21 protein-coding genes are annotated in these 26,116 nt (G+C 73.6%); 11 read left to right on the top strand and 10 right to left on the bottom strand.

The window, feature by feature from the left end; genetic code table 11:
- Nucleotides 1-416: 416 nt before the first annotated feature.
- Both WMF33_RS47135 and WMF33_RS47130 read left to right on the top strand, forming a co-directional pair.
- On the top strand, nt 417-1,550 hold the full coding sequence (locus WMF33_RS47135; RefSeq protein ID WP_437334689.1) for a substrate-binding domain-containing protein: 1,134 nt from the start codon (nt 417-419) through the stop codon (nt 1,548-1,550).
- Between the two features lie 309 nt (nt 1,551-1,859).
- Nucleotides 1,860-2,801, top strand: coding sequence for a BON domain-containing protein (locus WMF33_RS47130; RefSeq protein WP_437334688.1), 942 nt, complete (start codon nt 1,860-1,862; stop codon nt 2,799-2,801).
- 67 nt (nt 2,802-2,868) lie between these two features.
- Here the strand turns inward: WMF33_RS47130 and WMF33_RS47125 are convergent, their stop codons facing one another.
- From WMF33_RS47125 to WMF33_RS47110, 4 genes are all read right to left on the bottom strand, one after another.
- Complete coding sequence (locus WMF33_RS47125) at nt 2,869-3,993, bottom strand: carbohydrate-binding family 9-like protein (protein ID WP_437334687.1); 1,125 nt, start codon at nt 3,991-3,993, stop codon at nt 2,869-2,871.
- Nucleotides 3,994-4,004: 11 nt separating this feature from the next.
- The gene (gene ffh / locus WMF33_RS47120) at nt 4,005-5,645 is read right to left on the bottom strand and encodes a signal recognition particle protein (protein WP_437334686.1); all 1,641 of its coding nucleotides are present in this window, start codon (nt 5,643-5,645) and stop codon (nt 4,005-4,007) included.
- 190 nt (nt 5,646-5,835) lie between these two features.
- Nucleotides 5,836-6,333 (bottom strand): hypothetical protein, encoded by a 498-nt coding sequence (locus WMF33_RS47115; protein ID WP_437334685.1) that lies wholly within the window; start codon nt 6,331-6,333, stop codon nt 5,836-5,838.
- Between the two features lie 11 nt (nt 6,334-6,344).
- Nucleotides 6,345-6,890: a hypothetical protein gene (locus WMF33_RS47110; protein WP_020741727.1), complete on the bottom strand. Its 546-nt coding sequence runs from the start codon at nt 6,888-6,890 to the stop codon at nt 6,345-6,347.
- A 272-nt stretch (nt 6,891-7,162) separates the two neighbouring features.
- Between WMF33_RS47110 and WMF33_RS47105 the strand changes: the two genes are divergently transcribed.
- Nucleotides 7,163-7,828 carry a hypothetical protein gene (locus tag WMF33_RS47105; protein ID WP_437334684.1) on the top strand — a complete coding sequence of 222 codons (666 nt, stop codon included), beginning with the start codon at nt 7,163-7,165 and terminating at the stop codon, nt 7,826-7,828.
- 112 nt (nt 7,829-7,940) lie between these two features.
- Entirely contained in the window at nt 7,941-9,032 is a 1,092-nt protein-coding gene (locus WMF33_RS47100; protein WP_437334683.1) for a hypothetical protein, read from the top strand.
- A gap of 101 nt (nt 9,033-9,133) precedes the next feature.
- Here WMF33_RS47100 and WMF33_RS47095 read toward each other — a convergent pair whose 3' ends face one another.
- Nucleotides 9,134-9,517 (bottom strand): type II toxin-antitoxin system VapC family toxin, encoded by a 384-nt coding sequence (locus WMF33_RS47095; protein ID WP_437334682.1) that lies wholly within the window; start codon nt 9,515-9,517, stop codon nt 9,134-9,136.
- Entirely contained in the window at nt 9,505-9,777 is a 273-nt protein-coding gene (locus tag WMF33_RS47090) for a hypothetical protein (RefSeq protein ID WP_437334681.1), read from the bottom strand. Before WMF33_RS47090 ends, WMF33_RS47095 begins: the two co-directional genes overlap by 13 nt.
- A gap of 460 nt (nt 9,778-10,237) precedes the next feature.
- Here WMF33_RS47090 and thiO point away from each other — a divergent pair, with 460 nt between their 5' ends.
- Complete coding sequence (gene thiO / locus WMF33_RS47085; RefSeq protein WP_437334680.1) at nt 10,238-11,347, top strand: glycine oxidase ThiO; 1,110 nt, start codon at nt 10,238-10,240, stop codon at nt 11,345-11,347.
- Nucleotides 11,348-11,503: 156 nt separating this feature from the next.
- Nucleotides 11,504-11,989 (top strand): hypothetical protein, encoded by a 486-nt coding sequence (locus WMF33_RS47080; protein ID WP_437334679.1) that lies wholly within the window; start codon nt 11,504-11,506, stop codon nt 11,987-11,989.
- A gap of 54 nt (nt 11,990-12,043) precedes the next feature.
- On the opposite strand, the gene WMF33_RS47075 is transcribed toward WMF33_RS47080, so the two are convergent.
- Entirely contained in the window at nt 12,044-15,499 is a 3,456-nt protein-coding gene (locus WMF33_RS47075; RefSeq protein ID WP_437334678.1) for a Kelch repeat-containing protein, read from the bottom strand.
- 188 nt (nt 15,500-15,687) lie between these two features.
- Between WMF33_RS47075 and WMF33_RS47070 the strand changes: the two genes are divergently transcribed.
- The 4 genes from WMF33_RS47070 (at nt 15,688) to WMF33_RS47055 (ending at nt 18,746) form a co-directional block, all read left to right on the top strand.
- A complete protein-coding gene (locus tag WMF33_RS47070; protein ID WP_061621315.1) occupies nt 15,688-16,272 on the top strand; it encodes an RNA polymerase sigma factor in 585 nt (194 codons plus the stop codon).
- On the top strand, nt 16,212-16,955 hold the full coding sequence (locus WMF33_RS47065; protein WP_437334677.1) for a zf-HC2 domain-containing protein: 744 nt from the start codon (nt 16,212-16,214) through the stop codon (nt 16,953-16,955). The genes WMF33_RS47070 and WMF33_RS47065 overlap by 61 nt, the downstream gene beginning before the upstream one ends.
- 21 nt (nt 16,956-16,976) lie before the next feature.
- Complete coding sequence (locus WMF33_RS47060; protein WP_437334676.1) at nt 16,977-18,080, top strand: cytochrome c biogenesis protein/redoxin; 1,104 nt, start codon at nt 16,977-16,979, stop codon at nt 18,078-18,080.
- 183 nt (nt 18,081-18,263) lie between these two features.
- Nucleotides 18,264-18,746 carry a DoxX family protein gene (locus WMF33_RS47055; RefSeq protein WP_437334675.1) on the top strand — a complete coding sequence of 161 codons (483 nt, stop codon included), beginning with the start codon at nt 18,264-18,266 and terminating at the stop codon, nt 18,744-18,746.
- 90 nt (nt 18,747-18,836) lie between these two features.
- Here WMF33_RS47055 and WMF33_RS47050 read toward each other — a convergent pair whose 3' ends face one another.
- Both WMF33_RS47050 and mutT read right to left on the bottom strand, forming a co-directional pair.
- Entirely contained in the window at nt 18,837-20,153 is a 1,317-nt protein-coding gene (locus WMF33_RS47050) for an IS4 family transposase (protein ID WP_437332111.1), read from the bottom strand.
- Between the two features lie 244 nt (nt 20,154-20,397).
- Nucleotides 20,398-20,826, bottom strand: coding sequence for an 8-oxo-dGTP diphosphatase MutT (mutT, locus tag WMF33_RS47045; protein ID WP_437334674.1), 429 nt, complete (start codon nt 20,824-20,826; stop codon nt 20,398-20,400).
- 488 nt (nt 20,827-21,314) lie between these two features.
- On the opposite strand from mutT, the gene purM reads away from it, so the two are divergent.
- Nucleotides 21,315-22,361, top strand: coding sequence for a phosphoribosylformylglycinamidine cyclo-ligase (gene purM / locus WMF33_RS47040; RefSeq protein WP_437334673.1), 1,047 nt, complete (start codon nt 21,315-21,317; stop codon nt 22,359-22,361).
- Nucleotides 22,362-22,427: 66 nt separating this feature from the next.
- Here purM and WMF33_RS47035 read toward each other — a convergent pair whose 3' ends face one another.
- Entirely contained in the window at nt 22,428-26,060 is a 3,633-nt protein-coding gene (locus tag WMF33_RS47035) for a protein kinase domain-containing protein (protein ID WP_437334672.1), read from the bottom strand.
- Between the last annotated feature and the right edge of the window lie 56 nt (nt 26,061-26,116).

Genomic DNA, 26,116 nt, shown 5'->3' with positions numbered 1-26,116 from the left:
CCCCGCGGGCCGCGAGCGCGGGCGGCGCGGCACCTCGCCGGCGCGCCGCTGCGCAGGCTGCTCGCCTCGCTCGGCCGCGCGCTCGCCGGCTGGGGGCCCGGGGCGCGCGCCGCTGCGACTCAGCCGCTCATGGCGGTGTCCACGAGCGGCGCCGTGACGCTGGCAGAGGGGCCGCCAACCACGTACACGTACCGCGGTCTCCCAGGATGGATCCTGGCCACACGGGTTTCCACAGCAGCTTTACGTGATCCCCAATCCAGATCTGAAGTTTCTTCCCTGGGCGCCACTTGACAGGCCGCTCCTCGCTGTGATGCCGTGTCTCTGAGGTCGTTGCAGGTCTGATCTGCGCGCGAGGGCAGCGCGCGCGACCGTACGAGCCACGTACGAACGAGCGACGACGCATCAGGAGGGGACTCATGACGATGACTGGGCGAGATTGGGCAGCCGCCATCGGGCTCGCGCTGATGACGGCGGCCTGCGGCGCGAGCGATACGGACGCGGCGCAGACAGCCGCACCCATCAAGCGAATACCGCTCCCTCCGAACGAGTTCATCCCGGAGAGGATCGAGGCGACGATCGACGAGCTCGTCGCCGAGATCAACAAGAGCTCGATCCAGCCGATGCAGATCGCGGTGTTGCTGAAGTCCCTCCACGACTTCTTTGCGCCGATCGCCACGGGCGCGAACCGCGCCATGGGGGAGCTCGGGGTCTCCGGGAGGGCCACGGGGAACGTGCTCGGGTCCACCGATGCTTCGACAGATCAAGAGCAATTGACGAAGTTCCAGACGGAGCAGATACAACGTGCGCTGGCGGAGGGCGCCGAGGGGATAGCCATCACGCCGTTCGGCGAAGGCAACGCGACCGCGCTCGACAAGGCCACCGCGAAGGGGATCCCCGTGGTGACGCTCGACACCGATCTGGCGGGCTCGAACCGCTCGATCTACGTCGGGATACGCAGCTATTCTGCCGGGGAAGCGGCGGGGAACACCCTGCTCCGGATGCTGCCCAAGGGGCCGGGCACGGTGCTCATCCACGGCTGGGCCGACCCGATCTGGCTCGACGGTGTCCATCGAACCGACGGCGCCAGGGACGTGTTCGAGAAAGCCGGTTACGACGTTATCGTACATCAATCGATCTATGATGACGAAGCCAAGGACGTCGAGGCGATGAGGGGCCAGATCGAGGACGCGGACCCGCCCGTCGTGGGCCTGATCGGGATGTTCAGCGACTCGTATCGATGCGTGCTGGCCGCGGACGCCGCGCGCGCGACGGGCCTCCCCATCGTCGCCTTCGACTTCGCGCCGCAGACCGCCGAGTACATGCGCCAGGGTCGCATCAGGGCCACGCACGTCCAGCGGCAGTACTACGAGGGGTACCTCGGTCCCTACATCGTCTACGGCATCAAGAGCATCGGCCTCGACGCGGTCAAGAAGATCCTCGCGCCGCAGCTCGTCGAAGGCAGCCTGTTCGACCTCGGCGTCGGCGTGGTCCTGTCGAAGCAGGTCGGCGCCTACAACGACTTCCTCGGCGAGATCGGCGCAGAGCAGTAGCGACGTCGCCATTCGAGGAGGACCCCGCGCGGCACCGAGCGCGTGCTCGGGCGCGGATCCCGGGGTCCAGCCGGCGGCGCCGGGCATCTCCATCCCTCAAAGCAGCCTCTTCTGTGCTGATCCGGTGACTTGCCGTCCTCGGGATCACCCCGGCGCGAGACGAAGGGTTCTCCCCGGTAGCAATGGGCGCCGACGCGACCCATGTTCGTGCTCCACGCTACCAGGGTGGCGAGATCTGCCGCGCAGCGCAGTCGCGCGTCGGAGGCGTGTTTGACGCCCACGGCTCGCAAGGAGGAAAGGAGGCACAGGATGCGAGATCGATTCGATAGGGACACGGACTACGGACGGAATGAGCGCCGCTGGGAGCAGCGCTACGGGGACGACCGGAGCTATTCCACCGAGCGCGGCTGGGCTCGCGACGAGCGCCGCCGCGCGCTCCCGATCTACGATCGCGGGGACGCCCCGCGCGACCACCGCGACTGGGGTCGTGAGCACGGTCGCACGTACAGGCCCACGACGCAGCGCGACGACCTGGGCCGCTCTCTCGATGACGGTCGCTTCGCCGGCGAAGGCCGTGGCCTCGACGACCAGGACCGCGGCTTTCCGCATGACGATCGCGGCGGCGACTACGTCGGCGGCCGCGATGCGAGCTGGAGCTTCGGCGGCAATCCCCTTCCCCCCGCGGCCAGCGCGTACAGCTTCAACCTCGGCGGCGCGTATCACCTCGGCATGACCCGCGTCGTGAGCCCCGATGCCCACGTCGATGAGGCGTGGCGCGACGGCCCGTACCACGGGGAGAGCCACGATCTCGCGCGCACGGCACGCGAGTCCGGCCACTCGGCGCTGGAGGGCGTCAGCCACGCGCTCCACAAGGTCGGAGATCGCGTGCGCAGCGCGCTCGGCCGTGGACCGAAGGGCTACAAGCGCTCGGACGCGCGCATCCAGGAGGACATCTGCGAGATGCTCTCGGACCGCGGCGACATCGACGTGAGCGATGTCACGGTCCGGGTGGAGAACAACGAGGTGACGCTCGAGGGCACGGTGCCCGAGCGCCACCACAAGCGCATCATCGAGCACGTCGCCGAGGGCGTGCGGGGCGTCGAGGACGTGCACAACCGGATCCGGGTCCAGCGGGCGACCGAGCCGACGACCCGCTCGACCGCCACGGCGGGCACGATGGGCGACGCCGCGCTGGCGGGCACGCCGCAGGGCGCGTCTCGCCCGACGGCGAGCCACGCCGCCCGGATCTGAGCCCGCGCCCCGGGCGTGCGCCGCGGCCGGTGGCGCGAAGCGCTGAGCGCCTGCCGGGCACCGCAGCTCAGCGGTCCGGCGGATCGGCCCGGTAGCCCGGCTTCGGACCGGCCGGCGCGGAGGGCGCCGCGACGCCTGGCCTCTCGCCCGCGGCGCCCTCCGCGCCGGGCGGCGCCGCCGAGGGCGCCGGGCCCGCGTCGCGCGCGGGCGCCGTCACGGGCGCGGCGCCCGCGTCGCGCGCGGGCGCCCCCGCGCCGCTCGCCTCGCCCCCGGCCCCGGCGAACCGGACCCGCCCGAACCGCCGCGCCCGGTGGAAGTTCCCCTCGCCCAGGATCGGCGACCACGCGGCGCCGCCGTTGTTCTGCATGGCATAGAAGTTCATCCGCCACGCGTCCCCCGGCGACGGCGGCGCCGCCTTCGCCTTCGCGAACGCGCTCCACGGGATCTTCGCCTCGACCACGTACCCCTGGTCCTGGTCCGAGCCGTCGTCGATCGTCCCTCTCAGCGTCACCGCGCTCGTCAGCCCCGCGCTCCACTCCTGATGACCAAAAGGCCCGCTCGGGCCGCCCCTCGGAGCGTTGTAGTCGTCGAACTGAGCGTCGAAGACGAGGTTCTGGGGGCTGATCTGGATCTCGTAATAGTCCTTGTTGTCCCCGTCACCGTCCGGGTCGATCATCACCTCGACCGTGTCCCGCTCCCACAGGTGCGGATCCCGCGCGTCCTGCGGGAATCCCCCGGTGATCGTCGCGTCGCTGACGTCGAACCCGACGTAGAGGAACGCATCGTCCCAGAGCAGCCGCGCCTCGCCTTGCGTGGGCAGCGACGGATCCTCGCGGCCGGTGCCCACGTTGACGAACGGGCCGGTCCTCGCCGCCGCCTGCCACGCCGGCTCGTCCAGCCGGCCGTCGATGGCGACCGCCGCGCCGGGCGAGAGCTTGCGCACCTCGAGCTCCTTCACGGCCGCGGACGCCCTCCGCTGGCCCTGGCCGGCGCCCGCGCCGCTGCTCGCCGGCGCCCGGCCTGCCGACCCGGCGGCCGCCGCGTCCTGCTCGCCCCCGCCGCCGCGGGAGCACGAGGCGCACGAGGCGGCGAGCACCGCGGCCACCAGGCCGAGGGCCCGCCGGCGCGCGCCCGCGTCGTGCGCCTCGCGCGCCTCGTCGACCGCGCGCCGCTGGCTGCGGGGGCGGCGCATCGCGGCCGCCGCTACTTCCGCCCCTTCTTGCGGGCGTCGCGCTCGCGCTTGCGCTGCGCCTTCTTGGCGTTGCGCTCGCTGGCGCTGAGCGTCTTCATCTTCGTCAGGGTCGGGCCCCCGGCGCCGGCGCCCGGGAAGCCGCCCATGCCCGGCATCCCCATGCCCGGGAAGCCCATGCCCGGGAAGCCCATGCCCGGGAGGCCCATGCCCGGCATCCCCATCCCGGGCATGCCGCCGCCGGCCATCATCTGCTTCTGCATCTCGCGCATGTTCTTGGCCATGGCCATCTGCTTCATGCCCGGGATCTTGCCCATGAGGCCCATGTTCTGGCCCAGGCCGCTCATCATCTGGCGCATGAACAGGAACTTCTGGACGAGCTCGCTCACGGCCTCGGGCTTCGAGCCCGAGCCCTTGGCGATGCGCTCCACCCGCTTCGGCTCGCGGACGAGCGCGTAGGGGTCGCCCTTCTCGAAGGGCGTCATCGACTGGATGATCGCCTGGATGCGGACGAGCTCCCGGTCGTCCAGGTTGACGTCCTGCGGCAGGCCGCCCGGGAACATGCCGCCGAGGGGCAGCTTGTCGACGAGGTCCTTCAGCGACCCCATCTTCTGGATCATCCGCACCTGGTCGAGGAAGTCGTCGAGCGTGAAGTCGCCCTGGAGCATCCGCGCGGCGTCCTTCTCGGCCTTCTTCTGGTCGACGACCTCCTCGAAGTCCTGCATCAGGCCGACGACGTCGCCCATGCCGAGGATGCGGCTCGCCATGCCGTCCGCGCGGAACGGCTCGAACTTGTCCGCCGTCTCGCCGATGCCGCTGAAGAGGACCGGCGCGCCCGTGACCTCCTTGATGCTGACCGCCGCGCCGCCGCGGGCGTCGCCGTCGAGCTTCGTCAGGACGACGCCGCTGATCGACAGCCGCTCGTTGAAGCCGCGCGCCGTCTTCACCGCGTCCTGGCCGATCATCGCGTCGACCACGAGGAAGATGTTCTCCGGCGACGTCGCCTCCTTGATCTGGGCGAGCTCCTGCATGAGCGGCTCGTCGATCGCGAGGCGGCCGGCGGTGTCGTAGATGATGACGTCGCGGCCGAGCCGCTTCGCCTCTCCCCGGGCCGCGGAACAGATCGCGACCGGCGACTCGCCGGGGAGGTTGAACACGGGGATCTTGAGCTGCTCGCCGAGCACCTTGAGCTGCTCGACGGCGGCGGGGCGCTGCATGTCGGCGGCGACGAGCAGCGGCTTGCGCCCCTGCTTCTCGAGGTAGCGCGAGAGCTTCGCGCAGCTCGTCGTCTTTCCGGAGCCCTGGAGGCCGACCATCATGATGCCCGTGGGCCCGCCGTCGGCCCAGGCGATCTCGTCGCCCTCGTGGGTCATCATCGCCTCGAGCTCGTCGTGGCAGATCTTGATGAAGTGGTCGCTCGCCGAGACCTGGTGGACCTCGCCGGCGTGCTTCACGCGCGTCTCCAGGGTGCGGCCGAGCGCGGCCTGCTTGACCCGGGCGAGGAACGCCTTGACCACCCCGATCTCGACGTCCGCCTCGAGCAGGCTCAGCCTCACCTCGCGGAGCGCGGCGTCGATGTTGCTCTCGGTGAGCTCCGTGAGCCCGGCGAGGCGGTTTCTGGCCTGACGAAAGCCCCGTGTCAGCGTGTCGAACATGGCAGGGCGGTCTTAGCACAGGGGACCGCGAGCGCGGATCCCTTGCCCGGTCCGGAAGCGATCTCTCTCGGCGGCGCGGCCCCCCCCACGCACCGCGCGGGCCCCCCACGACGCACCGCGCGCCGCGGCGCGGGCCGTCACATCCCGCGCCGGGCGCGGCGGAGGCCCGCGAGCGCCTCGGCGCGGGCCGTCACATCCCGCGCCGGGCGCGGCGGAGCCCCGCGAGCGCCTCGGCGCACCTCGGCATGACCTCGGCGCTCTCCTTGACCTTGGCGTCGGCCGCGGCGAGGTCGGTCAGATCGGACAGCGCCGCGGGCCCCTCGGGCGCCTCGAGCAGGGCGCGCACGCGCGCCTCGGCGGCCGTCGCCTCGAGCAGCAGGCGGTAGGCCCGCGCGCACGTGTCCCTGGCGCTCGCGGCCGGAGGGGTCGACGCGGGCTGCCGCTCGAGCTCGGCGAGCAGCGCCTCGCGCCCCGCGCGCGGCTCGCTGGGGGCGTTGCGTAGGGTGTCGATGGCGTGCAGGAGCGCGTCCGCCTCCTGCTCCTCGGCCGACCGGCCGCACCCGGCGGCGGCCGCCAGGGCGGCGACCGCGGCGAGCGCCGCCGCGACCCGCCGCGCTGCCGCCGCCGCCCGCTGCGCTGCCGTCCCTGCTGCGCCTGCGCTCCTGGTCGCGCCGGGCCTCGCCGTCACGCCGGGCGCCCTCAGTCGGCCGGCTTCGGGGGGGGCGGGCCCATCTGGATGCGCTCGCCGAGGTAGGAGCCGATCAGCGTGAACAGCACGCCGATGAGCGCCATGATCACGTACATGAAGAGCGGCATCGTCCGGACGGTCTGGCTCTGCAGGAGGTAGAAGACGGTCGGGATCGCGACGAGGAACGAGGCGACGACCGGCTCGAGGAAGGTCTTGCCGGGCGAGATCATGCCGAGGAGGACGCCGCCGATGAACCAGACGGGGATGGCGACGATCATCCCGTTGGACCCCTCGAAGTCGAGCTGCTGCACGATCATGGGGAGGCCGCCGACGAGGGCCGCGGTGAGCACGCTCTGGAGGACGAGGGCGATGAGGCACCAGAGGATCGAGAAGCCCTCCTGCTGGTAGCGGCGGTGGCGGTCGAGGTCGGCGTCGCGGAGCGGCTGCAGCGAGCCCATCCGGGCGCCGCACGCGACGCAGCGCCCGCTCGCCGTCACCGAGGCGTTGTTCGCGCCGCACGACGGGCAGACGATGGAGCTGTCGTTCTTCGAGGCCATCGCGGCTAGGCTAGGCAAGCCGCCGCGGGCGGGCAAGCGCGCGTCGACCGGAACCGCGCCGGGCGCGGGTTGTCTCGGACGGGGTGCTGCGAGGCCCGCGCCCTCATCCCATCCCGCGTCGCGCGAGATGGGGACGGGCCGCGCGCGACGCGGGATGGAATGCGGGATGGATGAGGAGGGAGCGCGCGGCGCGGCTCCCTGCACCGCGGCCGGCGCTCCGGCTGTATACTCGGCGAAGCGTGCCCACCGACCCGACCTCGACCCTTGAATCCATGACGCACGGCCCGCGCGGTCCGGGCGGCGCTGGTCTCGACGTGACGGGGCCGGATCCGGAGCTGCTCGCGCTGCCGTCGCCGCCGCGGCAGGAGCGCACGGTCACGGTGGTGCTGATGGCGGTGACCGCGGTGGCCGCGCTGTGGATGGCGGTCGCCCTGTTCGGGGAGGCGCGCTACGCGCTGTCGCCCGGCCGTCCCGTGGACGTGGGGGAGCTCGCGCCGCTGCGCCCCACGGCGGAGCTCGCGAACCGGTACGTGCGGGCGGTGGGCCTGCTCGGGACGCGCGGGGCGATCCGGTACGGCCGCGCCGCGGAGGGCGACTCGTTCCGGCTGGCGCCGGTGGCTGGCAACCCGGGGCTGTGGGTGGAGATCCGGGTGCCGGAGGGGTTCGAGGGTCCGCGGTTCGTGCCGCCGAGCTCGTTCGCCGGGCGGCTCGTGCCGTTCAAGGCCGCGGGCATCCGGCACGCGCGGCTGGCCGCCGAGGTCGAGGAGCAGACGGGGACGGCCGTCACGGACGACGCCTGGCTGCTGATCGACGGCAGCTCGCCGCGCGCGTCGCGCTGGGCGGTCGCGCTGTTCGCGCTGTTCCTCGGGTTCGCGGGGTGGAATCTGTTCGGGATCGCGCGGGTGCTCCATCGCGTGCGGGACGCGAAGGGCGCGTGAGGGACGCGAAAGGCGCGTGAGGAACGCGATGGACGCGTGAGGGTGGCGAGGGACGCGAGCGGCGGTTCTTGACGCGCTCGCCGCGGGGGAGCAGGACGCTGCCCGTCGAGCGATGCCCAAGGTCACCTTCGTCAACGAGCACAGGACGGTCGAGACCGAGCCGGGTCGGCTCCTCAGCGAGATCGCGGCCGAGCTCGGGATCGCGGTCTGCCGCGAGACGTTCCGGGGCACGGGCATCGGCGACTACACGTGCTGGGTGAAGGGGGAGCCCGGCGCGACGTCGCCGCCGACCTTCCTGGAGCGGCTGCTCGGCGCGAAGGGCCAGCGGCGGATGGCGAACCGGACGCGCGTGCTCGGCGACGTGCAGGTCTGGACGCAGGCCGGCCCGGGCAACCGGCTGCGCGCGCCGCGGCCGATCGCGCCACCGCCGAGCCCGGCGACCGACCCGGAGGCGCCGCGCAAGCCGATCGACGCGAGCGGCAGCGCGGCGTTCCCGTACGGCGATCCGCGCGCGGTCGGCCACGGCAAGCGGGAGCCGATCGCGGCGGGCGCGCTCGAGGCGAAGGCGGCGAAGGAGAAGAAGGCGAAGGCGGCGGGGGCGCCGGCCAAGGCCGCGGAGGCGGCGGGGGCGCCGGCCAAGGCCGCGGAGGCGACGCCGGCGAAGGCGGCAGAGGCGCCAGAGAAGGCCGCGGAGGCGACGGCGGGCGCCGAGGCGGCGACCGCGGCGCCGGAGCCAGCGGCGAAGGCGCCGAAGGCTGCTGCAGCGAAGGCGCCCAGGACCGCGGCAGCGGCGACGAGCGCGGAGGGGGCCGCGACGGCGGCCGAGACGGCGCCGGCGGCCGAGGGGGGCGCAACGGCGGGGGCCCTCCCCGCCCCGGCTCCGGAAACCGCCTCGACGGCCGGGGCCCCCCCCACCCCGGCTCCGGAAACCGCCTCAGCGGCTCAAGAAACCGCCACCGAGGCTCCGAAAACCGCCTCAGCGGCTCAAGAAACCGCCACCGAGGCTCCGAAAACCGCCTCAGCGGCTCAAGAAACCGCCACCGAGGCTCCGAAAACCGCCTCAACGGCTCAAGAAACCGCCACCGAGGCTCCGAAAACCGCCTCAGCGGCCACGGAAATCGCGACAGAACCCTCCGACGCCGAGGCGAGTGCGAGTGGCCCCACAGCGACAATCAAGGAGCGCGAAGGAGGGGCGTCGGAGTAACGTCACCGCGCGCGCTCTCCCTCCATGACGCGCGGGCGAACTCGGAGACGTCTCTTCGTGCGAGCCGATGGCCTTGCACCAGGGCTTGACGGGTCGTGTCCTCAAGGCTGGGAGGAGGGCTCGTCAAAAGGGGTAACGAGGGTCAAATCGTGCACGATGGCCGTGGCCGCGAGGAGGCCATCGACGCTCGGCAACTTGTCGGGCACGCACAGGCGACCCCAGGTCTCTGCTATCTCCTGAGTCACTGGCAATATCCGCCCACTGAAGGCAACGAGGACGCGAGCCAGCCACGTTTCCAGGATCTGTGCTTGTGCCGGGTCCTTGCGGCGCAAGCTTTCGATGCCGCGTCGAATCTCCCCGACCACAAGCACGGAGAGAAACATGGCGCTCTGTTCCACGCGCCTCGACCAGGCGATGAAACAGGGGTGCGCCGCCCCCGCCTTGCGCAGCTCGGAGGCGACGTTCGTATCGATCAGGTATCCCACTCGGGCAACTCCCGCCCGTGCTCAACGGGTCGCTCGAAGTCGGCATCGTCACCCACGTTGGGCCCCTGCATGAGCAGTTCGTACAGCGTGCCTTCCTTCTCGGGCACGGACGGCCCGGCAATGTCGTTCACCGCTTCCGGCGCGACGTCCCCTCGAGCGACCCAGAAAACTGCCGCTGCCTGCCGCATCTCGTCCGCGACCTGCTGCGGGGTCTTGGGCGTACGAAACGCGTCTTCCGGGATTTCCATGACGATCCGCATACGACCCTCCTGCTGCTTCAGTACCCTAGCCCCTTCTCACGCGCCGGCACATCGTCCACCCGCCCTTCCGCCCTTCCCGAACCCTGCCGGGGGTCCGCAGGGCTTCCCCTCACCCCTGCCGGCGCCCGGCAGCGACTCTCTCCAGCAGCTCAGCTGGGCGGAGCAGTGGCAGCGAGCCCAGGTCTGGGAGCGGATGAAGGCCGGAGACCACGACGAGGCCGCGCGTCAGGAGATCGACTCCATCTTCGATGAGGCGCTCCGCGACGCCCCTCGTCGCCGCGCCCGCTAGGCCAGGACGCCCACGCGCGGCAGCAGCGGCCGCTGGCCGAGGCCGGTTCCCCTCCACGGAAGCCGCGGAAGAGGTGATCGCGCAACGCATCGGGTCGCTCCTTCCGGCGCCAGCCGCCCGCAGCGCTCCCGCACGCCTCCCCGCGGCGCCCGGCGTGCTATGCACGCGCCGATGAGCGACGTGGTGGTGATCGGCGGCGGCGTGGCCGGGTGCGCGTCGGCGCTCGCCCTCGCGCGGCGCGGGCTGTCCGTCCGCGTCCTCGAGCGCAACCCGGGCGAGGGCGCCTCCTGGGCGGCGGCGGGCATCATCGGCCCCCAGCTCGAGGCCGCGGGCGACGGCCCCCTCGCGCGGCTCTGCCTCGCGAGCCGGAGCCTCTACCCGGAGCTCGCCGCCTCCCTCGCCGAGGCGACGGGCATCGACGTGGGCTACCGGCAATGCGGCGCGCTGCGCGTGGCGTTCACGCCGTCCGGGCGCGACGAGATCGCGCGCGAGGTCGCCTGGCAGCGCGAAGCCGGCCTCGCCGTGGAGATCTGCGACGGCGACGCGGCGCGGGCGCGCGCGCCGGCGCTCTGCCAGGAGGTCGCCGGCGGCGTGTGGTTCGCCGACGAGGCGCGGATCGATCCGCCGTCGCTCATGCGCGCGCTGCGGATCGCGGCCGAGCGCGCCGGCGTGCAGTTCCGCACCGGGGCGACCGTCCGGCGCGTCCTCGTCGACCGCGAGCAGGCGCGCGGGGCGCAGCTCGAGGACGGGACCAAGGTGGAGGCGCGCTGGACGGTGCTCGCCGCGGGGAGCTGGTCGTCGCTGCTCGAGGCCTCGGGGCTCGCGCCCGCCGCGGTGCGCCCGGCGCGCGGGCAGATCGTCGAGCTCACGCCGGCGTCGCCGGTGCTGACGCAGGTGATCTACGGGCCCGGGTGCTACCTGTCGCCGCGCGACGACGGGCGCGTGCTGGTCGGCGCGACCATGGAGTTCGCCGGCTACGTCCCCGCCGTGACCTCGCGCGCGGTGCGCGATCTGCTGACCGCGGCGCTGCAGCTCGCGCCCGCGCTCGGCGACGCGCCGATCGGCCGGACCTGGGCCGGGCTCCGGCCGCACACGAAGGACGATCTGCCGATCCTCGGCGAGGGGGAGCTCCAGCGCCTCGTCTTCGCGACAGGGCATTTCCGCAACGGCGTCCTCCTCGCCCCGGTGACCGCGAAGATCGTGGCGGCGCTGGTCGCGGGAGAGCAGCCGCCGCTGGATCTGTCGCCCTTCTCGCCCGGGCGGCCCGGCATCGCCGGCTGAGCGCGGCGGCTGCCGCCGACGGCTGAGCGCGGCGGCCCCCGGCCCATCGCCGCCGCCTCGCGGGCGCCCGCGCGGCTGCGCGCCGCGCCCCCGGCGGCCAGGATGGGGCAGGTTCGCGTGCGCTCGCCGCGCGGAGCGCCTACGCTGAGCGCCGCGATGCCGCCCACCTGCGAGCTCATCCCGATCCGGTTCTACTTCCACTGCGGCTGGGCCATCCAGGTGGATCCCTCGTTCGAGTCCGAGCTCCTGTACGGCGGGGAGACGCTGCGGATGTTCGATCCGGGCGAGCGCCGCGAGGTCTCGCTCTCGTCGATGATCTATCGGCGGCACGACGGCGCGCCCTTCACGGCCAAGGAGGTGCTGGACACCTTCCCGCCGCACGAGATGTCCGGGCTGCGCTACGAGCACGAGGAGGGGCAGGTCGCGGGCGCCGCGCTGTGGATGCACGGCGAGAGCGATGACGAGCCGGAGCCGTGCTGGGTGCTGATGGCCATCATGGTGTGCCCCGAGGCCGGCCGGCTCGCGCGCTGCACCATCGTCTGCAAGGAGGAGTCGGACCGGGACTGGGCCGTCGACACCTGGCGGAGCATCACGCGGACCCCGCCGCCCGTGCAGCTCGGCCGCGGCGCGGCCACCAGCTAGCCGCGAGGGCTTCGTCGCCCGAGGGAGAGCTGGCGGCCGGGGCGCGGCGACGAGCTAGCTTCGAGGGCTTCGTCGCCCGAGGTCGCGCTGACGGCCGCGAACCGTCGTGCGCCGGCGCAGCCGCGTGCTGGCGAGCGCGCCGAGCGCGAGCAGCCAGGCCGGTCCCTCCTGATGGCCTGGCGTCGTGCGGCAGCCGCCGCCTCCCCCTGCGCCCGGCGGCGGGAGATCTCCGCCACCGCTGCTCTGCGTGCCGGTCGCGCCGGCGCTGGAGCTCGCGGTCGCGTCGCTCCCGGCGCCGGTCGCGCTGGTCGTGGCGGATGTGGCAGAGCCCTCGCCGCCGGCATCGCCGCCGTGACCCCCTGCAGCAGCGCCGCCCGTACCGCCCGCGCCGCCGGCGCCGCCAGCGCTTGCGTTGCCGCCGCCGCTCGCGTCTCCGCCATGGCCGCCCGTGGCTGCGCCGCCAGCGCCGCCGCCACCGCTCGCATCGCCGCCGCCGCCCGTTCCGGCGCCACCGCTGCCGCCGCTCGCGCCGCCGCCGCCGCTCGCATCCCCACCGCCGCCGCTCGCGCCGCCGCCACCGCCGCCGCTCGCGTCAGCGCCACCGCCGCCGCCGCTCGCGCCGCCGCCGCCGCCGCCGCTCGCGCCGACGCCACCGCCGCCGCTCGCGCCGACGCCACCGCTGCCGCTCGCGCCAGCGCCGCCGCTCGCGCCCGCGCCGCCTTCTCCGCTCCCGCCGCCCCCGTCTCCGCCGCTTCCGTCGCCCCCCGGCACGCAGGCGCCCGTCTGACACGTCCCGCGCGACGCGGGCTGCGCCGGTACATACAGCCACGCATTGGCGATCGGCTGATACCCGTAGCCGAGCCTCGCATTGCCGGCGTGGCCGCCCGCGATCAGGACACGGCCGTCGCGGAGCCGCGCCGTCGCGTGACGGCCGAGCATCACGTCCAGCGCCGGCGCGAGCGCCCACGTGCCGCTCGCAGGGTCATAGATCTCGGCGGCCAGCGCACCGTCGTTGGAGGCGATCGATTCGCCCGTCACCATCACCCTGCCGTCGGCGAGGAGCGCCGCGCCAGGGGACATCCGTGCCGTGGCCATCTCGCCCGCCGAGGTCCACGTGCCGCTCGCAGGATCGAAGATCTCCGCCTCCGTGACGCTCTCGTCGGCCACGCCCCCGACGACGAGCACCCGGCCGTCCACGAGCTGCGTCATCGTGTGCTCCGCGCGCCCCCAGCCCATCGAGCCGACCGACGTCCATGTGTTGGTCGCCGGATCGTACACCTCCGCGCTCGAGTGGCGCGCGCGGTTATGGGAGCCGCCCGCCACGAGGACGCGGCCGTCCTGCAGCAAGGCCGCCGTGTGATCCCGTCGTAAAGCGATCATCGGCGCTGCCGCGGTCCACGTGTCCGCGACCGGATCGTAGATCTCCACCCCGTTCCCGCCAGCGTAGAGGGCGTGTCCATCGCCGCCCACGGCCAGAACCCGGCCGTCCGCCAGCAGCGTGGCCGTGTGCCTGGACCGCGCCGCGAGGGGGGGCGCGGCCGGCGTCCACGCGCCCGTCGCCGGGTCGAACCGCCTCACCGTCGAGCCAGAGCCCGTCACCCCCATCACCAGGACCGTTCCATCCGGAAGCAACGTGGATGTCGCTGGGGCGTCGACGCCGCCGATCTCCTGGTCGGGCTGCCACGCGCCCGTGCTCGGATCGTAGAGGGTCCAGAACCCCACGTATCCCGGCGAGGCGGTGCGGTCCCGCCGGCCGATCGCGAGGACCGTCCCGTCCGGGAGCACCGTGGTGATCGGGTCGTCGTCCCCGAGACCCGCGTTTGTCCGCCCCGTCTCGTGCCATCCGTCTTCCGTGCCCTCGACGTCGCAAGGCGTGCCGTCAGGCTTTGCCGGCCCAGGCGCCGCGCAGCCCGTGTCGGGGTCGCACGCCGGCGCCTCGTGGCAAACGTCGGCGGGCAAGCACACCGCGATGCTCGAGCCCACGCAGGCGCCCGCCTCGCAGACGCTCGCCGTCGAGCACACGTCGCCGTCGCTGCACGGCGTCCCGTCCGGCGCCGCCTCGCCGCCGACGCACGCGCCCGCCTCGCAGACGCCCCCGGCCATGCACGCGTCCGCGTCGTCGCACGCGACGCCCGTGACCGGCGTGCAGACACCGTCCTGCGACGCTCCGGCGGCGGCCGCGCAGGCGTCGCACGGGCCGGCGCAGGCCGCGTCGCAGCAGACCGCATCCGCACAGAAGCCGCTGTTGCAGTCGCTGTCCGTCTCGCAGTCCGCGCCGAGCTGCGAGCGCTCGCGGAAGAGCAGGGCGGACGCCGTCGCCCCGCCAACATCGACATATCCGCCGGCGATCAGCACGCTGCCGTCCCGGAGCGGCGTGGCGGAATGATGGGCGCGCGCCATGGTGACCGGCGGCTCCAGCTCGAGGGGCGACCAGGCGAGGGTCGCCTCGTCGAAGATCGACCTCGTCGCGTGGAAGGGGATAATGATGCCCTCCGAGTTCCGCGCCCAGCAGGGCTCCACGCCTCCGGTCAACAGCACCCTGCCGCTCGGGAGCAGCGATGTGCGCATCCCCATGATGCTCGCGCTGCCCGTCGGCCGACACGGCGTCGTGGCCGGAGCATACGGCCCGGACGTCGGCTCCCAGCGCCGGTGTTCCGGGAGATAGACCTGCGCGAAGGCGTGAACCTCCGGGTCCGGACCGTTCGTGGTCCCTCCCACGACCAGCACACCGCCGCCTGGGAGCGTCACCGCTCCAGGGTAGGTGTACTCGATCGTCGACAGCACCGCCCCGGTCTCCCAGGTCCAGAGTCGGCTCTCCGGATCATAGACGCTGCAGCCGCTTCCGACCGCCATCACGCGGCCGTCGTGGAGCAGCGTCGCGCCCACGGGGTAGACCCTGCTCGCGCCGTCGCAGAACGGCAATTCCGTCCAGTTGCGCGTCTCCGGGTCGAAGACGGCCGTGTGGAACATGTCGAGTATCGCGCGCGAGTTCCAGGCCAGGCCGACCAGCACCGGCTTGCCGTTCAAAAGCATCATCGACGGGTCGGGGTGGGGCAACGGCAAATTCCCCGCAGCCGTCCAGGTATTGCTCGCCGGATCGTAGGTCTCCGCCGACGACAGCTCTGTCCCCTCGGTCTGCTCGCTCGCCTGCCTGCCGCCTGCCACGAGCACATGGCCGTTCGGCAGGAGGATGGCCGCGTGTCCGGCGCGGCCTCGGCCAAGCGGCGCCGCGGGCGACCAGGTCTTGGTCGCCGGGTCGTAGATCTCGACCTGCCGGAGGCTCCAAGCCTCGCTGTTCGTGTAATAGAAGGCGTCCAGCTCCGGGTACCCGCCCACGACGAGCACGCGGCCGTCCTGGAGCACCGTGGCCGTGTGCTCGCCGCGCGGCGTGATCATCGGCGGCAAGCTCTCCCACGACGGCGCGCTGGCCGCCCAGACGACGCCCGCGCGCAGCAGGATGAGCCCGAAGGCGGCGGTCCAGAGCCTCGACAGCGTCGACATCGATCGCATGATCCATTCTCCTCCCGCGGCCTTTGTTGCCCGCGCTACGGACGGCATTCACCGAGATGTGAGGATCGCTACAGCACGAAGGCGCGAGCACGGCCCGCGGGGTCGGGAACTTTTCGCGCCCCTCGCCGTGTCCTGGGAGTGTCAGGGAAACGAGGCCGGCGAAAGCCCTCCCGCTCCCCCTCCAGCCCATGCCCACGTTTCCCCACGCCTCGTTCCTCGATCGGCTCCTCGCCGAGCTCCCGTGCCTCCTGCGCGCGGCGCGCCGCCTGACGCGCTCGGAGCAGGACGCCGAGGATCTGGCGCAGGCGACGGTGGTGCGCGCGATCGAGCGGCACGCGGACCTGCGCGACGAGGGCCGCATGCGGGCGTGGCTGCTCCGCATCGAGCGATCGGTGCTGCTCAACGCGACGCGCGGCGCCCGGCAGCGCCTCGAGGTCATCGAGGGCGGCCGCGGCGCCGAGTCGGTGCCGGAGCCGCAGGGGGATCTGGAGGCGGAGCTCCTCGGACGCGGCTTCGCGGACGAGGTCGAGCGCGCGCTCGCGCGCGTGCCGCCGGAGTGGCGCGAGGCGCTGCTCCTGCGGGAGGTCGAGGACCTTTCCTACGAGGAGATCGCGGATCTCCAGGGGTGCCCCGTGGGCACGGTGCGATCACGGCTCTCGAGGGCGCGGCTCGCGCTCGTCGAGGGCCTCTCCGAACGGCACGAGGAGACGTCATGGCAGGGTGCAACCGCGAGTGGTTCGAGAACATTTCGGCGTGGCACGACGACGAGGTGACGCCCGAGGACGCCGCGCGCATCGAGGCGCACGTCGCCGGCTGCGGGCCCTGCCGGCGCGCCGCGGAGGTCCTCGGCGGCGTGCGGCGCGCGCTCGTCGCGAAGGCGGACGGGGAGGTCCCGAAGCGCCTGCGCGATCGGGCGGAGGCCGCCGCGAGGAGCGCGCGCGCGCCGCGCCGCCGCCCCTTCGCGATCACGGGAGCCCTCGCCGCCGCCGCGGCGGCCGCCGCGCTGCTCGTCGGCAGCCCGAGCCGAGGCGTGGGCGCGGCGATGGCCGACGAGCTCGTGAGCCACCACGTGCGCGGCTTCGCGCGCGAGCGCCCGTGCGACTTCGAGTCCTCCGATCCGGGCGCCGTCGCCGGGTGGCTCGAGGGAAAGCTCGGTTACGCGGTGACCGTCCCGGCGGTGTCCGGCGCCCGGCTGCTCGGGGCGCGCCTCTGCCAGATCGGAGAGACGCGCACGGCGGCGCTCATGTACGAGAGCGGGGACAAGCCGCTCACGGTGTTCGTGCCGCCCCCCGGGTCCGACGCCGCGACGGCGGCGCGCGCGCTCGCGGGGCGCGGCGTGGGGTGCACCCGGGGGCCGCTCGGCAACGCGATCTGCGCGAGGAGCGTGGAGCAGCCGGTGCTCGCTGTCGCTGAAGTGGACGTGGCGGCGCTCGCGCCGGCGCTTGGCAGGCCCTGATCCAGTGCACCACGAGGACCCATGACGCTCGGTTCATTGCTGACGCTCTTCGGCGCGGGGCTGCTGACGTTCGCGTCGCCCTGCGTCCTCCCGATGCTCCCGGTCTACCTGTCGGCCCTCGGCGGCGCCGGGGCGCTCGGCGGTCCCGACCGCGCGGCGGCGAGCCGCAGCGTGCGCCTCGCCGGCGTCGGCTTCGCGATCGGCCTCGCGCTCGTGCTCGTCGCGCTCGGCGCCGGCGCGTCGGCGATCGCCGCGGCCCTCGCGCCCCACCGGCGCGCGCTCGCCCTCGCGTCCGGCGCGATCCTGGCGCTCTTCGGCGCGAAGCTCCTCGGCGTGCTGCGCCTCCCGTGGCTGGAGCGCGAGGCGCGCCCGCTCCTCGCCCGCCTGCCGGCCGCGGGCGGCTTCTGGGGGGGCATGCTCTTCGGGATCGCCTTCGCGGCAGGGTGGACGCCGTGCGTCGGCCCGGTGCTCGGCGCCGCGCTGACCTACGCGGCCAGCGCGGGGGCCAGCCCGCTCGCCGGCGCGGTCCAGCTCGGCGCCTACGCCGCGGGACTCGCCGCGCCGCTCGTCGTCGCGGCCTTCGTCGGGCCCGCGGCCGTCGCGCTCGCGCGCCGCCTGATGCCGGCCACGCCGGCCCTCCAGCGCGTGACGGGGGCGCTGCTCGTGGTCCTCGGGATCGCGTTCGCGACCGGCCGTCTGGGCGCCCTCTCGCCGGCGCCCGCGGCGGCCGTGGCCGCAGGCGCGCCCTGCGACAGCGGCCCCGCGTCGGCGTGCGCGGCCCCGGAGGGCGCCGTCGAGCCCGGCGACGCCGCGCTTCCCCAGGGGATGCCTCGGCTGGTCGAGTTTGAGAGCGCGCACTGCGCGGTGTGCGAGCGCATGGCGCCGCTCGTGAAGGAGCTCGAAGCGCGGTGCGCCAAGGAGGCCGGCACGGTCCTGCGCGTCCGGGTCGACGACCCTCGCGGGCAGGCCCTCGCGGCCCACTACGGCGTGCGCTTCGTGCCGACGTTCCTCACCGTCGACGCCGCCGGTCAGGAGGTGGAGCGCGCCGTCGGCGAGCTCCCCCGACAGCGGCTCGCGAGCCTGCTCGGCGACGTCCGCGGCGAGGCTTGCCCCCCTGCCATGTGAGCTCCCCACGGCGAGCCCCCACGGCGGGGCTCGCTCCCTCATCCGCCCCGCCAGCCAACCGCGGGGCTCGCTCCCTCATCCGCCCCGCCAGCCAACCGCGGGGCTCGCTCCCTCATCCGCCCCGCCAGCCAACCGAGCTTCGCGGGGCATCGTGTACCCGCTCGGGCAGGAGACATCGTTAGTATGGCTAACAAACCATCGATCCCCGAAGCGCGAGCCGGCCAATGGACCCCCCTGCTCCTGCGCCTGGTCATGGGCTATGGGTTCATCGTGCATGGCTGGGTGAAGCTCGGCCGAGGGCCCGCCAGATTCGAGGCGTTGCTCACCCAGCTCGGCGTCCCCTTCTCGAAACTCATGTCCTGGGCGGTGCCGTTCGTGGAGCTCCTTGGCGGCGTCGCCGTCCTCGCGGGCGCGTTCACCGCGATCGTCGCCGTTCCCCTCATCGCCACGATGCTGACGGCGATGTTCTCCGTTCACCTCAAGCATGGGTTCAGCGCCGTCAACACCATCGGATTGACGGCGGATGGGCCGGTGTTCGGCCCGCCCGGGTACGAGCTCAACCTGCTGTATATCGCGGGGCTGGTCGCCCTAGCGCTCGGCGGCGCAGGCGCGTTCTCCGTCGACGCGCTGAGGGGCCACCGACGACGGCTGCGAGCACGCGCCTGACGTGAAGCGACGAGCGCGGCGGCTCGCGCCGATCCGCGCTCGGGCGACGCGGGGCTAGGCCCAATGCCGGTCAGTTAAGCTCCATCCCCTTCAGATCGGCCGCTTCCGCGGGTAGTTGCTCATCTTGACCTTCACCGCGCGAGGGTACGTTCGTTCAGCGCGGCGTGGGGGTAGGATGAAGCGCTTCAGATCCCGGCGGAGGTTGTGCAGATGACCGGGGATGGCTCCGGGACGGGAGTCGCTCGACCAGAGCCACTCATCACGGATGAGACGTAGCGCCATGATGAAGCTGATGCGCGTCGGAGGGACGCGCGCCTCGGCAGCCACGCGCTCCATCTCCAGCCTGACGAGATTGTAGGCCAACAGCAGGCCCCAAATCTCCTGACGCACCATCATCGGCGTCTTGCTGCGGATGCTCTCACGTCGATCGAGCATTTCCGTCTTCAGCTCGTCGTAGGCGAGTTCCAGCTCCCAGCGCTCGTGGTAGAGCGCCGCCAGTTCCTTCGCCGCGTAGGCCACTGGATCGAGCAACGAGGTCAGCAGCGTCTTGGGCTCATGTCCGGGTCGCCGATAGCGGACGGCGCGCACGTGCCATGTGTTTGGCAGAGATGGGTCCTTGCGGCGGGCCTCGGAGCTGACGGCCATCTCTACCAGCGCATCGTCAGGGCCGTACTGCTTGATCACGCGCCACTTGGTGGTGGAGCGGGCGCGGGTCATCCAATGTCGTTCGCTGCCCGATCTCGTCAGCCCGATGAGAAAGGAGGCACCGAAAAATCCGCGATCCACGATCGTCAGCGAGCGATCGTGGATGTGGTCAACCAAAGGCCGTGCGTACTTCAGTTCATGAGTTGCGTAAGGACCAAAGTTGGCAGCTGCCAGCTCGTGAGAGCTCAGCACCATCAGACACACCAAGCGCACCTGCGGGTAGCCGCTGTCACCGCGTGAGCTCGAAGCGCCGCCAAACTCGGCACGGTTGTCCGGCGTGTCGGCCACGCGCAGCGTCGTGCCATCGATGCCGTATACGGCCAGGCCGCGGTAGCGATTCGCGTCGGCACTCTGGGTCGACCAGGCCAGGGCACTGCGCTCGAACAGCCACTGCATCGGCTCGTCGCCCAGCCGAGCGCGCGCCTGGGGAATGGCGCTGCGGGCGATCGCCCCGTTCGCACCGGGCAGAGCAAGATCCAGCTTGGTGACGACCTCCTCGATCGGCCGATCGCGCATCAGCGCCATGCCCAGCACAAGCCAGATGACCTGCTCGGCAGGCAGGCGTCGACGCCGCAGCGTAGCAGTACCGGTCGCGGCGAGCGCCTGCTCGATCCACTCGGCCGGCAAGTGCTTGCAGATGTTGTTGACGTCAGCCGGGCCGACGTAGTCGGCGGCAGCGAGCAGCGCATCGCGGAAAGCCATACTTAGCTTATTCCGGTGAGCGCACCGCTTTTGCCGCTGCGCCTCTCGCCCGCCCAAGAAGCTCGTCAAGTGCGCGAGATAGCGTCGACCTCGATCGGCTCCTGCTGGCGGTCGGCCGCGGTGCCATGAACACGCTCGTGTCCCCGGATGGGGGTGACGGGAAGCCGCACCGCTCGTCGCGGGCCCACAGCACCCGCAACCTTATGAATTTATGCGGTTTTCCCCTAACTGACCGGCATTGGGGCTAGGCCACCGCGAGGCGCGCGCGCACCTTGGCGAGCACCGCGACGTCGGCCGGCGGGAAGAGCTCGTCCCGGAGCTCGGCCGCCTCGGCCCAGCGCACGGCGGCGACGTCGAGCGCGGCCGGAGCGGGAGACCCTTCGGCGAAGGAAGCCTCGTAGAAGAGCAGCAGCACCGGCTTCGCCGGATAGCGGTGATAGGTCACCTCCACGATGTCGCCGACGCGGGCCTCCACGCCGATCTCCTCGCGCAGCTCGCGGACGAGGGCGTCCCGCGGATCCTCGCCGGCCTCGACCTTGCCGCCCGGAAACTCCCACGCGCCCGCGAGGTGGGCGCCCACCTTGCGCTGCGTGAGCAGCACGCGGCCGCGCTCGATGACCACGGCGGCGGCGACGAGGACGAGGGCAGGCGGCGGATCGGGCGCGGCGGACATGGGCGCCTAGGATGTCGACCGCGGCGCAGAAGACAAGGCCGGAGAGCCGCTCACGACAGCACCGCAGCGAAGAATCGACATCGGCCGGAGATGGTCGGATCCAGCGAGAAAGTCGCACCGGCAAGCGGAAGGACGCGCGAAGAGAATGCGCGCCGCGGTGTGGGCAACCGGGCGGCGGCCCTCGACGCGAGCCTCGACGCGAGGAGCGGGCGCGCTCGGGGAACCGTGCGGCGCTGCGCTTGCGGCGGCGGCGCAGCGGGGTGCGCCTCAGCCGCATGCCGCCGCGCTCGCCGGCCGTGGCGAGCGGCGCGGTCGCCTGGCCGGGAGCGAGGCGCCGGCCTCGCCGCGAGCGAGGCGCCGGCCTCGCCGCGAGCGAGGCGCCGGCCTCGCCGGGAGCAGGCGCGGTGCCCTCGCGGGGAGCGAGGCGGCGGTCTCGCCGGGAGCGAGCCCGCTTCCCTTTGCCGCCGAGGTATGGGATGGCGCCTCGCATGAGCGTCACATACCGGGAAGCGGGGGTCGATATCGATGCAGGGGACGCGCTCGTCGAGCGCATCAAGCGGCTCGCCAAGCCGACGCGCACCCCCGAGGTGCTCGCCGACGTCGGCGGCTTCGCCGGCCTGTGCGCGCTGCCGGGCGGGCTGTCCGAGCCCGTGCTCGTCAGCGGCACCGACGGCGTCGGCACCAAGCTCAAGGTCGCCTTCGCCACCGGCGTTCACCACACCGTCGGCATCGACCTCGTCGCCATGTGCGTCAACGACGTCCTCACCGTCGGCGCACGGCCTCTCTTCTTCCTCGACTACTTCGCCACCGGCAAGCTCGACGTCGACGTCGGCGAGGCCGTCGTCCGCGGCATCGCCGACGGCTGCAAGCAGGCAGGCTGCGCCCTCATCGGCGGCGAGACCGCCGAGCTGCCCGGCATGTACGCCGACGGCGAATACGACCTCGCCGGCTTCGCCGTCGGCGTCGTCGAGCGCTCCCGCATCCTCGATGGAAAGCGCATCGCCCCCGGCGACGCCGTGCTCGCCGTCGCGTCCAGCGGCCTGCACTCCAACGGCTACTCGCTCGCCCGCCGGGTGCTCGAGAAGGAGATGGGGCTGCGCATGGGCGACCGCGTCGACGAGCTCGGCGCCACCGTCGGCGAGGCGCTGCTCACCCCCACCCGCATCTACGCCCGCGCCATCACCGCGCTCCTCGCCGCCTGCGGCGATGCGGTCCGGGGGCTGTCGCACATCACCGGCGGCGGCCTGCCAGGCAACCTCCCGCGCGTGCTGCCCGACGGGCTCGGCGCTCAGCTCGACCTCGGCTCCTACCAGCGGCCCGCCATCTTCCACCTGCTCCAGCGCGGCGGGCCCGTCGACGAGGCCGAGATGCGGCGCACCTTCAACCTCGGCGTCGGCCTGGTCGCGGTCGTCGACAGGTCCGCGGCCGACAAGGCCATCGACGCGCTCGCCGACAGCGGCGAGCGGGCGTGGGTCCTCGGCGAGATCGTCCCCGTCGGCGACGTGCCCTTCGAGGAGCGCGTCCGCTTCGGCTGACGGCGCCGGCGCGGCGCACGCAAGGGCCCGGCGCGACGGCGAAGGCAGCCGGGCGCCGGCGCGAGCTCACCCGCCTTCGAGCCGCGCCCTCAGCTTCTTGATCGCCTCGTCGATGGTGCGGTTCTTCGTGTAACAGGGCCTCACCGCCGTCTCGAGCACGACCAGGGTGCGCTGGTCGCCCTCGGAGACGGCGCGGTCGAGGAACGGCATCTTCTCGCCGCAGGTGGCGTCGCGCAGCTCGAAGGAGATCCGGACGGCCGGCGTCCCGCGGGCCGCGACCTCCGGATCGCGGAGCAGCTTCGCCGCGCGGGTGGCCGGGGTGGAGCGGCCCCGGGTCTCGACGATCTCGTAGAGCACGTCGAGACCGGCGGTCCCGAACCGGCGCGCGAGCGCGTCGAAGACCTGGTCGGCGAGCTCCTCGCCCGTCTTCGAGATGGCGATGGCGAGGTTGCGCGCCGCGATCGCGACCGGGCGCTCGCGGAGCGCGGTCGGATCGCGCTCGGCGAGCAGGTTGAGCGCCTCGGCGGCCTTCACCCACCGGCGCGCCCGGGCCGCGTCGGTGAGCGCCTTCCGGGTCGCCTCGTCGGGCGGTGGCTCGGCGGGCGCCTCGGGCGCTGCGGGCGATGCCTGCGCAGCGTCCTCGGGCGCCGCGGTGGTGGGCCCGGAGGCCTCCGGGGCGGCCGCCGCGTCGGCCGGGGCGGGCTCGCTCGTGGCGAGCGCGCTTGCGGCCGGCGCCGCCTGGCCGAGCTGGGGCTCCGGCTCGGGCGGGGCGCGCCCGCTGCTGGCGAGCGCAGCGATGACGCCGACGGCGACGAGGGCGCCGCCGAGGTACGGGGCGAGCCGGCCCAGGCCGCGGCCAGCGCCTTCGTCGCGCCGTCGCGACGCGCGGGCCTCTTGGGCTGCGCGCTTCCGCCTGGCTTTTTCCTCGCGCTTTTTGGCGGCGCGCTCGGCCTCCTCGGCGAGCTTTCGCTTGGCCTCTTCCTCGCGCTCCCGGGCGACGCGCTCCGCCTCGGCGGCCTCCAGCTCCCGCAGCAGCGTGGGGGCGAAGGCGGGCCGCGAGCCGCTCATTCGTTCGGAGGTCGGCTCCGACGCGGGCGCGTCGTCCTCCGGAGGCGGCTCGTCCGGCGGCCGCGATGCGGACGCTGTGACGGGAGGCGGCTCGGTCACCGGCGGCCGCGATTTCGCGGGCGAGACGGGCGTCTTCGCGGGCGCGGGGTCCTCTGCGGAGGGAGCGGGCGGCTTCGAGGTCGCCGACTCCGCCGCGGGCGACGACGGCGCCGGCTCCGCTGCCGGCGATGACGGCGGCGTCGATGCCGCCGGCCCGGCCGCGGGTGACGACGGCGGCTTCGACGGCGCCGGCTCTGCTCCAGGCGATGACGGCGCCGGCTCCCCTGCGGGCGATGACGGCGGCTTCGACGGCGCCGACTCCGCTGCCGGCGACGACGGCGGCTTCGACGGCGCCGGCTCCACCGCGGGCGACGACGGCGGCTTCGACGGCGCCGGCTCTGCTCCAGGCGATGACGGCGGCTTCGACGACGCCCGCTCCACCGCGGGCGACGACGGCGGCTTCGACGACGCCCGCTCCACCGCGGGCGACGACGGCGGCTTCGACGACGCCCGCTCCACCGCGGGCGACGACGGCGGCTTCGAGGGCGCCGGCCCCGCCGCGGGCGATGACGGCGGCTTCGACGACGCCCGCTCCCCTGCCGACGGCGGCTTCGACGACGCCCGCTCCCCTGCCGACGCCGACGGCGGCTTCGATGACGCCGGCCCTGCTGCGGACGCCGACGGCGGCTTCGACGACGCCCGCTCCCCCGCGTGCGCTGGCAGCTCCGCCGTGCCCGGCTGCGACGGCTTCTCCTGCGGGGGCGCCGACCGGCCACGCTCCGACGGCGCGGGCAACGTCGCCCTCATCGGTGGCTGCGTGGTGGCCGAGCCCTCCCGCTCCTCGGGCACTGGCTCTTCCAGCGACCGTACCGGCTCCGCTGGCCCCGGAGACGGTGCCTCCTCCGGCGGAGGCGTCGAGACCAGCGGCGCCGGCTCCTGCGACGCGGTCTGCTCCCCCGATCGCGGCGAGGGCGCGCCCGCGCGGGAAGCAGCGTCGCGCGCGGCTTCTTCGCGCGAGAAGGCGACCTGCGCCATGAATGCCGCGCCGCCCACCGCGGTCGGGCGCGAGTCGCTCGACAGCGGCGCCGCCTCGACCTCGGCAGCAGCGTCGCGCGCGGCTTCTTCGCGCGAGAAGGCGACCTGCGCCATGAACGCCGCGCCGCCCACCGCGGTCGGGCGCGAGTCGCGCGTCAGCTCGGCGACGAGGGTCGGCGTATTGCGCACCGGCGTCGGCCGCGAGTAGCTCGCGGCGTCCTCCTCGTCCTCGCCCTCCGCCCCCGCCGTCGCCTCATCGCCCCCGCGCGCCGGCTCCGACGCGCTCGCGCCGCCGCCCGCCGGCTCGCCGGCTGCCCGCTGCGCGGCCGGCTCCAGCTCGTCCGCCACGTCCGTCAGCGAGACCAGGCACGAATCCCCGAGGAGGATCGCCGAAGAGCCGCCGGAGCCCGCCTCCGGCTCGCGCGGCGGCGCGGCGCTGGGCAGCGGCGGCGGCCGGTTGCTCGGCTCGCGCGGCGGCGCGGCGCTGGGCAGCGGCGGCCGGTTGCTCGGCACCCGCGCCGCCTCGCCGATCGCGGGCACCGACGTCATCTCGGCCCTCGACCCCATCTCCGCCCTGGGCTCGTCCATCACGATCCCCGACGCCGCGCACGCCGCGTCGAGCGCCGCGATCAGCTCCGCCGCGCTCTCGAAGCGGGCGCGCGGCTGCTTCTCGAGGAGGCGCCGCACGACCGCCTCGATGGCCGGCGGGACCGCGACGCCGGGCGCGTGCTCGGCGATCGCCGGGACGGGCGCGCTGCGCTGCTGGTTGAAGAGCTCGACCGGATCCTTGGCCAGGAACGGGTGCTTGCCGGCCAGCATCTCGTAGAAGATCAGGCCGAGGGCATAGAGATCCGCGCGCTCGTCGACGAAATCCATCCCCAGCGCCGACTCGGGGGCGAGGTAGGCGATCGTCCCGAAGATCACCCCGGCCGTCGTGAGCCGGACCGGGCGCGACTCCCCCTCCATGCGCGTCGACTCCGGCGACGCGACGGAGCGGCGCAGCTGATCGACGCTCACCTTCGCGAGGCCGAAGTCGATGAGCTTCACCAGGTCGCCCTGCGGCTCGACGACCATCACGTTGCGCGGCTTCACGTCGCGGTGGACGATGCTCATCGCGTGGGTCGCCCCGAGGGCGGCCGCGATCTGCCGGGCGATCAGGGCGGCGCGCGCCGCGGGCATCGGCCCCCGCCGGATGATCTCGTGGAGCGTCGTGCCGCGGACGTACTCCAGGACCAGGAAGAACGAGCCGTCCTCCGCCTCGCCGAAATCGGTCGCGGTCGCGACGTTCCGGTGCTGGATGTGGGCGCCGGCGATCGCCTCGCGCTCGAAGCGCTGCACCAGCTCGGGGAGCCGCTCGGTGTCCGGGTGCAGGATCTTGATCGCGACGCGCTTGTGCATGTGCACGTGCTCGCCGCGGTAGACCGCGCCCATGCCGCCCATCGCGATGACCTCGTCGATGCGGTAGCGCTTCGAGATGACCCGCCCGAGGTAGGACACCGCCCGCTGCTTCGCGGCCTCTTCGGGGGTCAGGGTCGTCTCGGGCGGGCGTTCCGACATCGTGGCGGCGCCACCCTAACCCGAGCGGCGCGGCATTGGTAGGTGGCCGACCCGCG

The sequence above is a fragment of the Sorangium sp. So ce394 genome (genome assembly GCF_051474665.1).
GTDB classification, from domain to species: Bacteria; Myxococcota_A; Polyangia; order Polyangiales; family Polyangiaceae; genus Sorangium; species Sorangium cellulosum_D.
This window is presented reverse-complemented; position numbering and strand designations above follow the sequence as displayed.

What these genes read in the sequence shown, in the direction of transcription:
- WMF33_RS47050 (WP_437332111.1), bottom strand. Translation starts at nt 20,153, where the DNA reads ATGGCTTTCCGCGATGCGCTGCTCGCTGCCGCCGACTACGTCGGCCCG.
- WMF33_RS47135 (WP_437334689.1), top strand. Translation starts at nt 417, where the DNA reads ATGACGATGACTGGGCGAGATTGGGCAGCCGCCATCGGGCTCGCGCTG.
- WMF33_RS47060 (WP_437334676.1), top strand. Translation starts at nt 16,977, where the DNA reads ATGACGCTCGGTTCATTGCTGACGCTCTTCGGCGCGGGGCTGCTGACG.
- WMF33_RS47055 (WP_437334675.1), top strand. Translation starts at nt 18,264, where the DNA reads ATGGCTAACAAACCATCGATCCCCGAAGCGCGAGCCGGCCAATGGACC.
- WMF33_RS47080 (WP_437334679.1), top strand. Translation starts at nt 11,504, where the DNA reads ATGCCGCCCACCTGCGAGCTCATCCCGATCCGGTTCTACTTCCACTGC.
- WMF33_RS47090 (WP_437334681.1), bottom strand. Translation starts at nt 9,777, where the DNA reads ATGCGGATCGTCATGGAAATCCCGGAAGACGCGTTTCGTACGCCCAAG.
- WMF33_RS47125 (WP_437334687.1), bottom strand. Translation starts at nt 3,993, where the DNA reads ATGCGCCGCCCCCGCAGCCAGCGGCGCGCGGTCGACGAGGCGCGCGAG.
- WMF33_RS47070 (WP_061621315.1), top strand. Translation starts at nt 15,688, where the DNA reads ATGCCCACGTTTCCCCACGCCTCGTTCCTCGATCGGCTCCTCGCCGAG.
- WMF33_RS47100 (WP_437334683.1), top strand. Translation starts at nt 7,941, where the DNA reads ATGCCCAAGGTCACCTTCGTCAACGAGCACAGGACGGTCGAGACCGAG.
- purM (WP_437334673.1), top strand. Translation starts at nt 21,315, where the DNA reads ATGAGCGTCACATACCGGGAAGCGGGGGTCGATATCGATGCAGGGGAC.
- WMF33_RS47105 (WP_437334684.1), top strand. Translation starts at nt 7,163, where the DNA reads ATGACGCACGGCCCGCGCGGTCCGGGCGGCGCTGGTCTCGACGTGACG.
- mutT (WP_437334674.1), bottom strand. Translation starts at nt 20,826, where the DNA reads ATGTCCGCCGCGCCCGATCCGCCGCCTGCCCTCGTCCTCGTCGCCGCC.
- WMF33_RS47130 (WP_437334688.1), top strand. Translation starts at nt 1,860, where the DNA reads ATGCGAGATCGATTCGATAGGGACACGGACTACGGACGGAATGAGCGC.
- thiO (WP_437334680.1), top strand. Translation starts at nt 10,238, where the DNA reads ATGAGCGACGTGGTGGTGATCGGCGGCGGCGTGGCCGGGTGCGCGTCG.
- WMF33_RS47075 (WP_437334678.1), bottom strand. Translation starts at nt 15,499, where the DNA reads ATGCGATCGATGTCGACGCTGTCGAGGCTCTGGACCGCCGCCTTCGGG.
- WMF33_RS47110 (WP_020741727.1), bottom strand. Translation starts at nt 6,890, where the DNA reads ATGGCCTCGAAGAACGACAGCTCCATCGTCTGCCCGTCGTGCGGCGCG.
- WMF33_RS47035 (WP_437334672.1), bottom strand. Translation starts at nt 26,060, where the DNA reads ATGTCGGAACGCCCGCCCGAGACGACCCTGACCCCCGAAGAGGCCGCG.
- ffh (WP_437334686.1), bottom strand. Translation starts at nt 5,645, where the DNA reads ATGTTCGACACGCTGACACGGGGCTTTCGTCAGGCCAGAAACCGCCTC.
- WMF33_RS47065 (WP_437334677.1), top strand. Translation starts at nt 16,212, where the DNA reads ATGGCAGGGTGCAACCGCGAGTGGTTCGAGAACATTTCGGCGTGGCAC.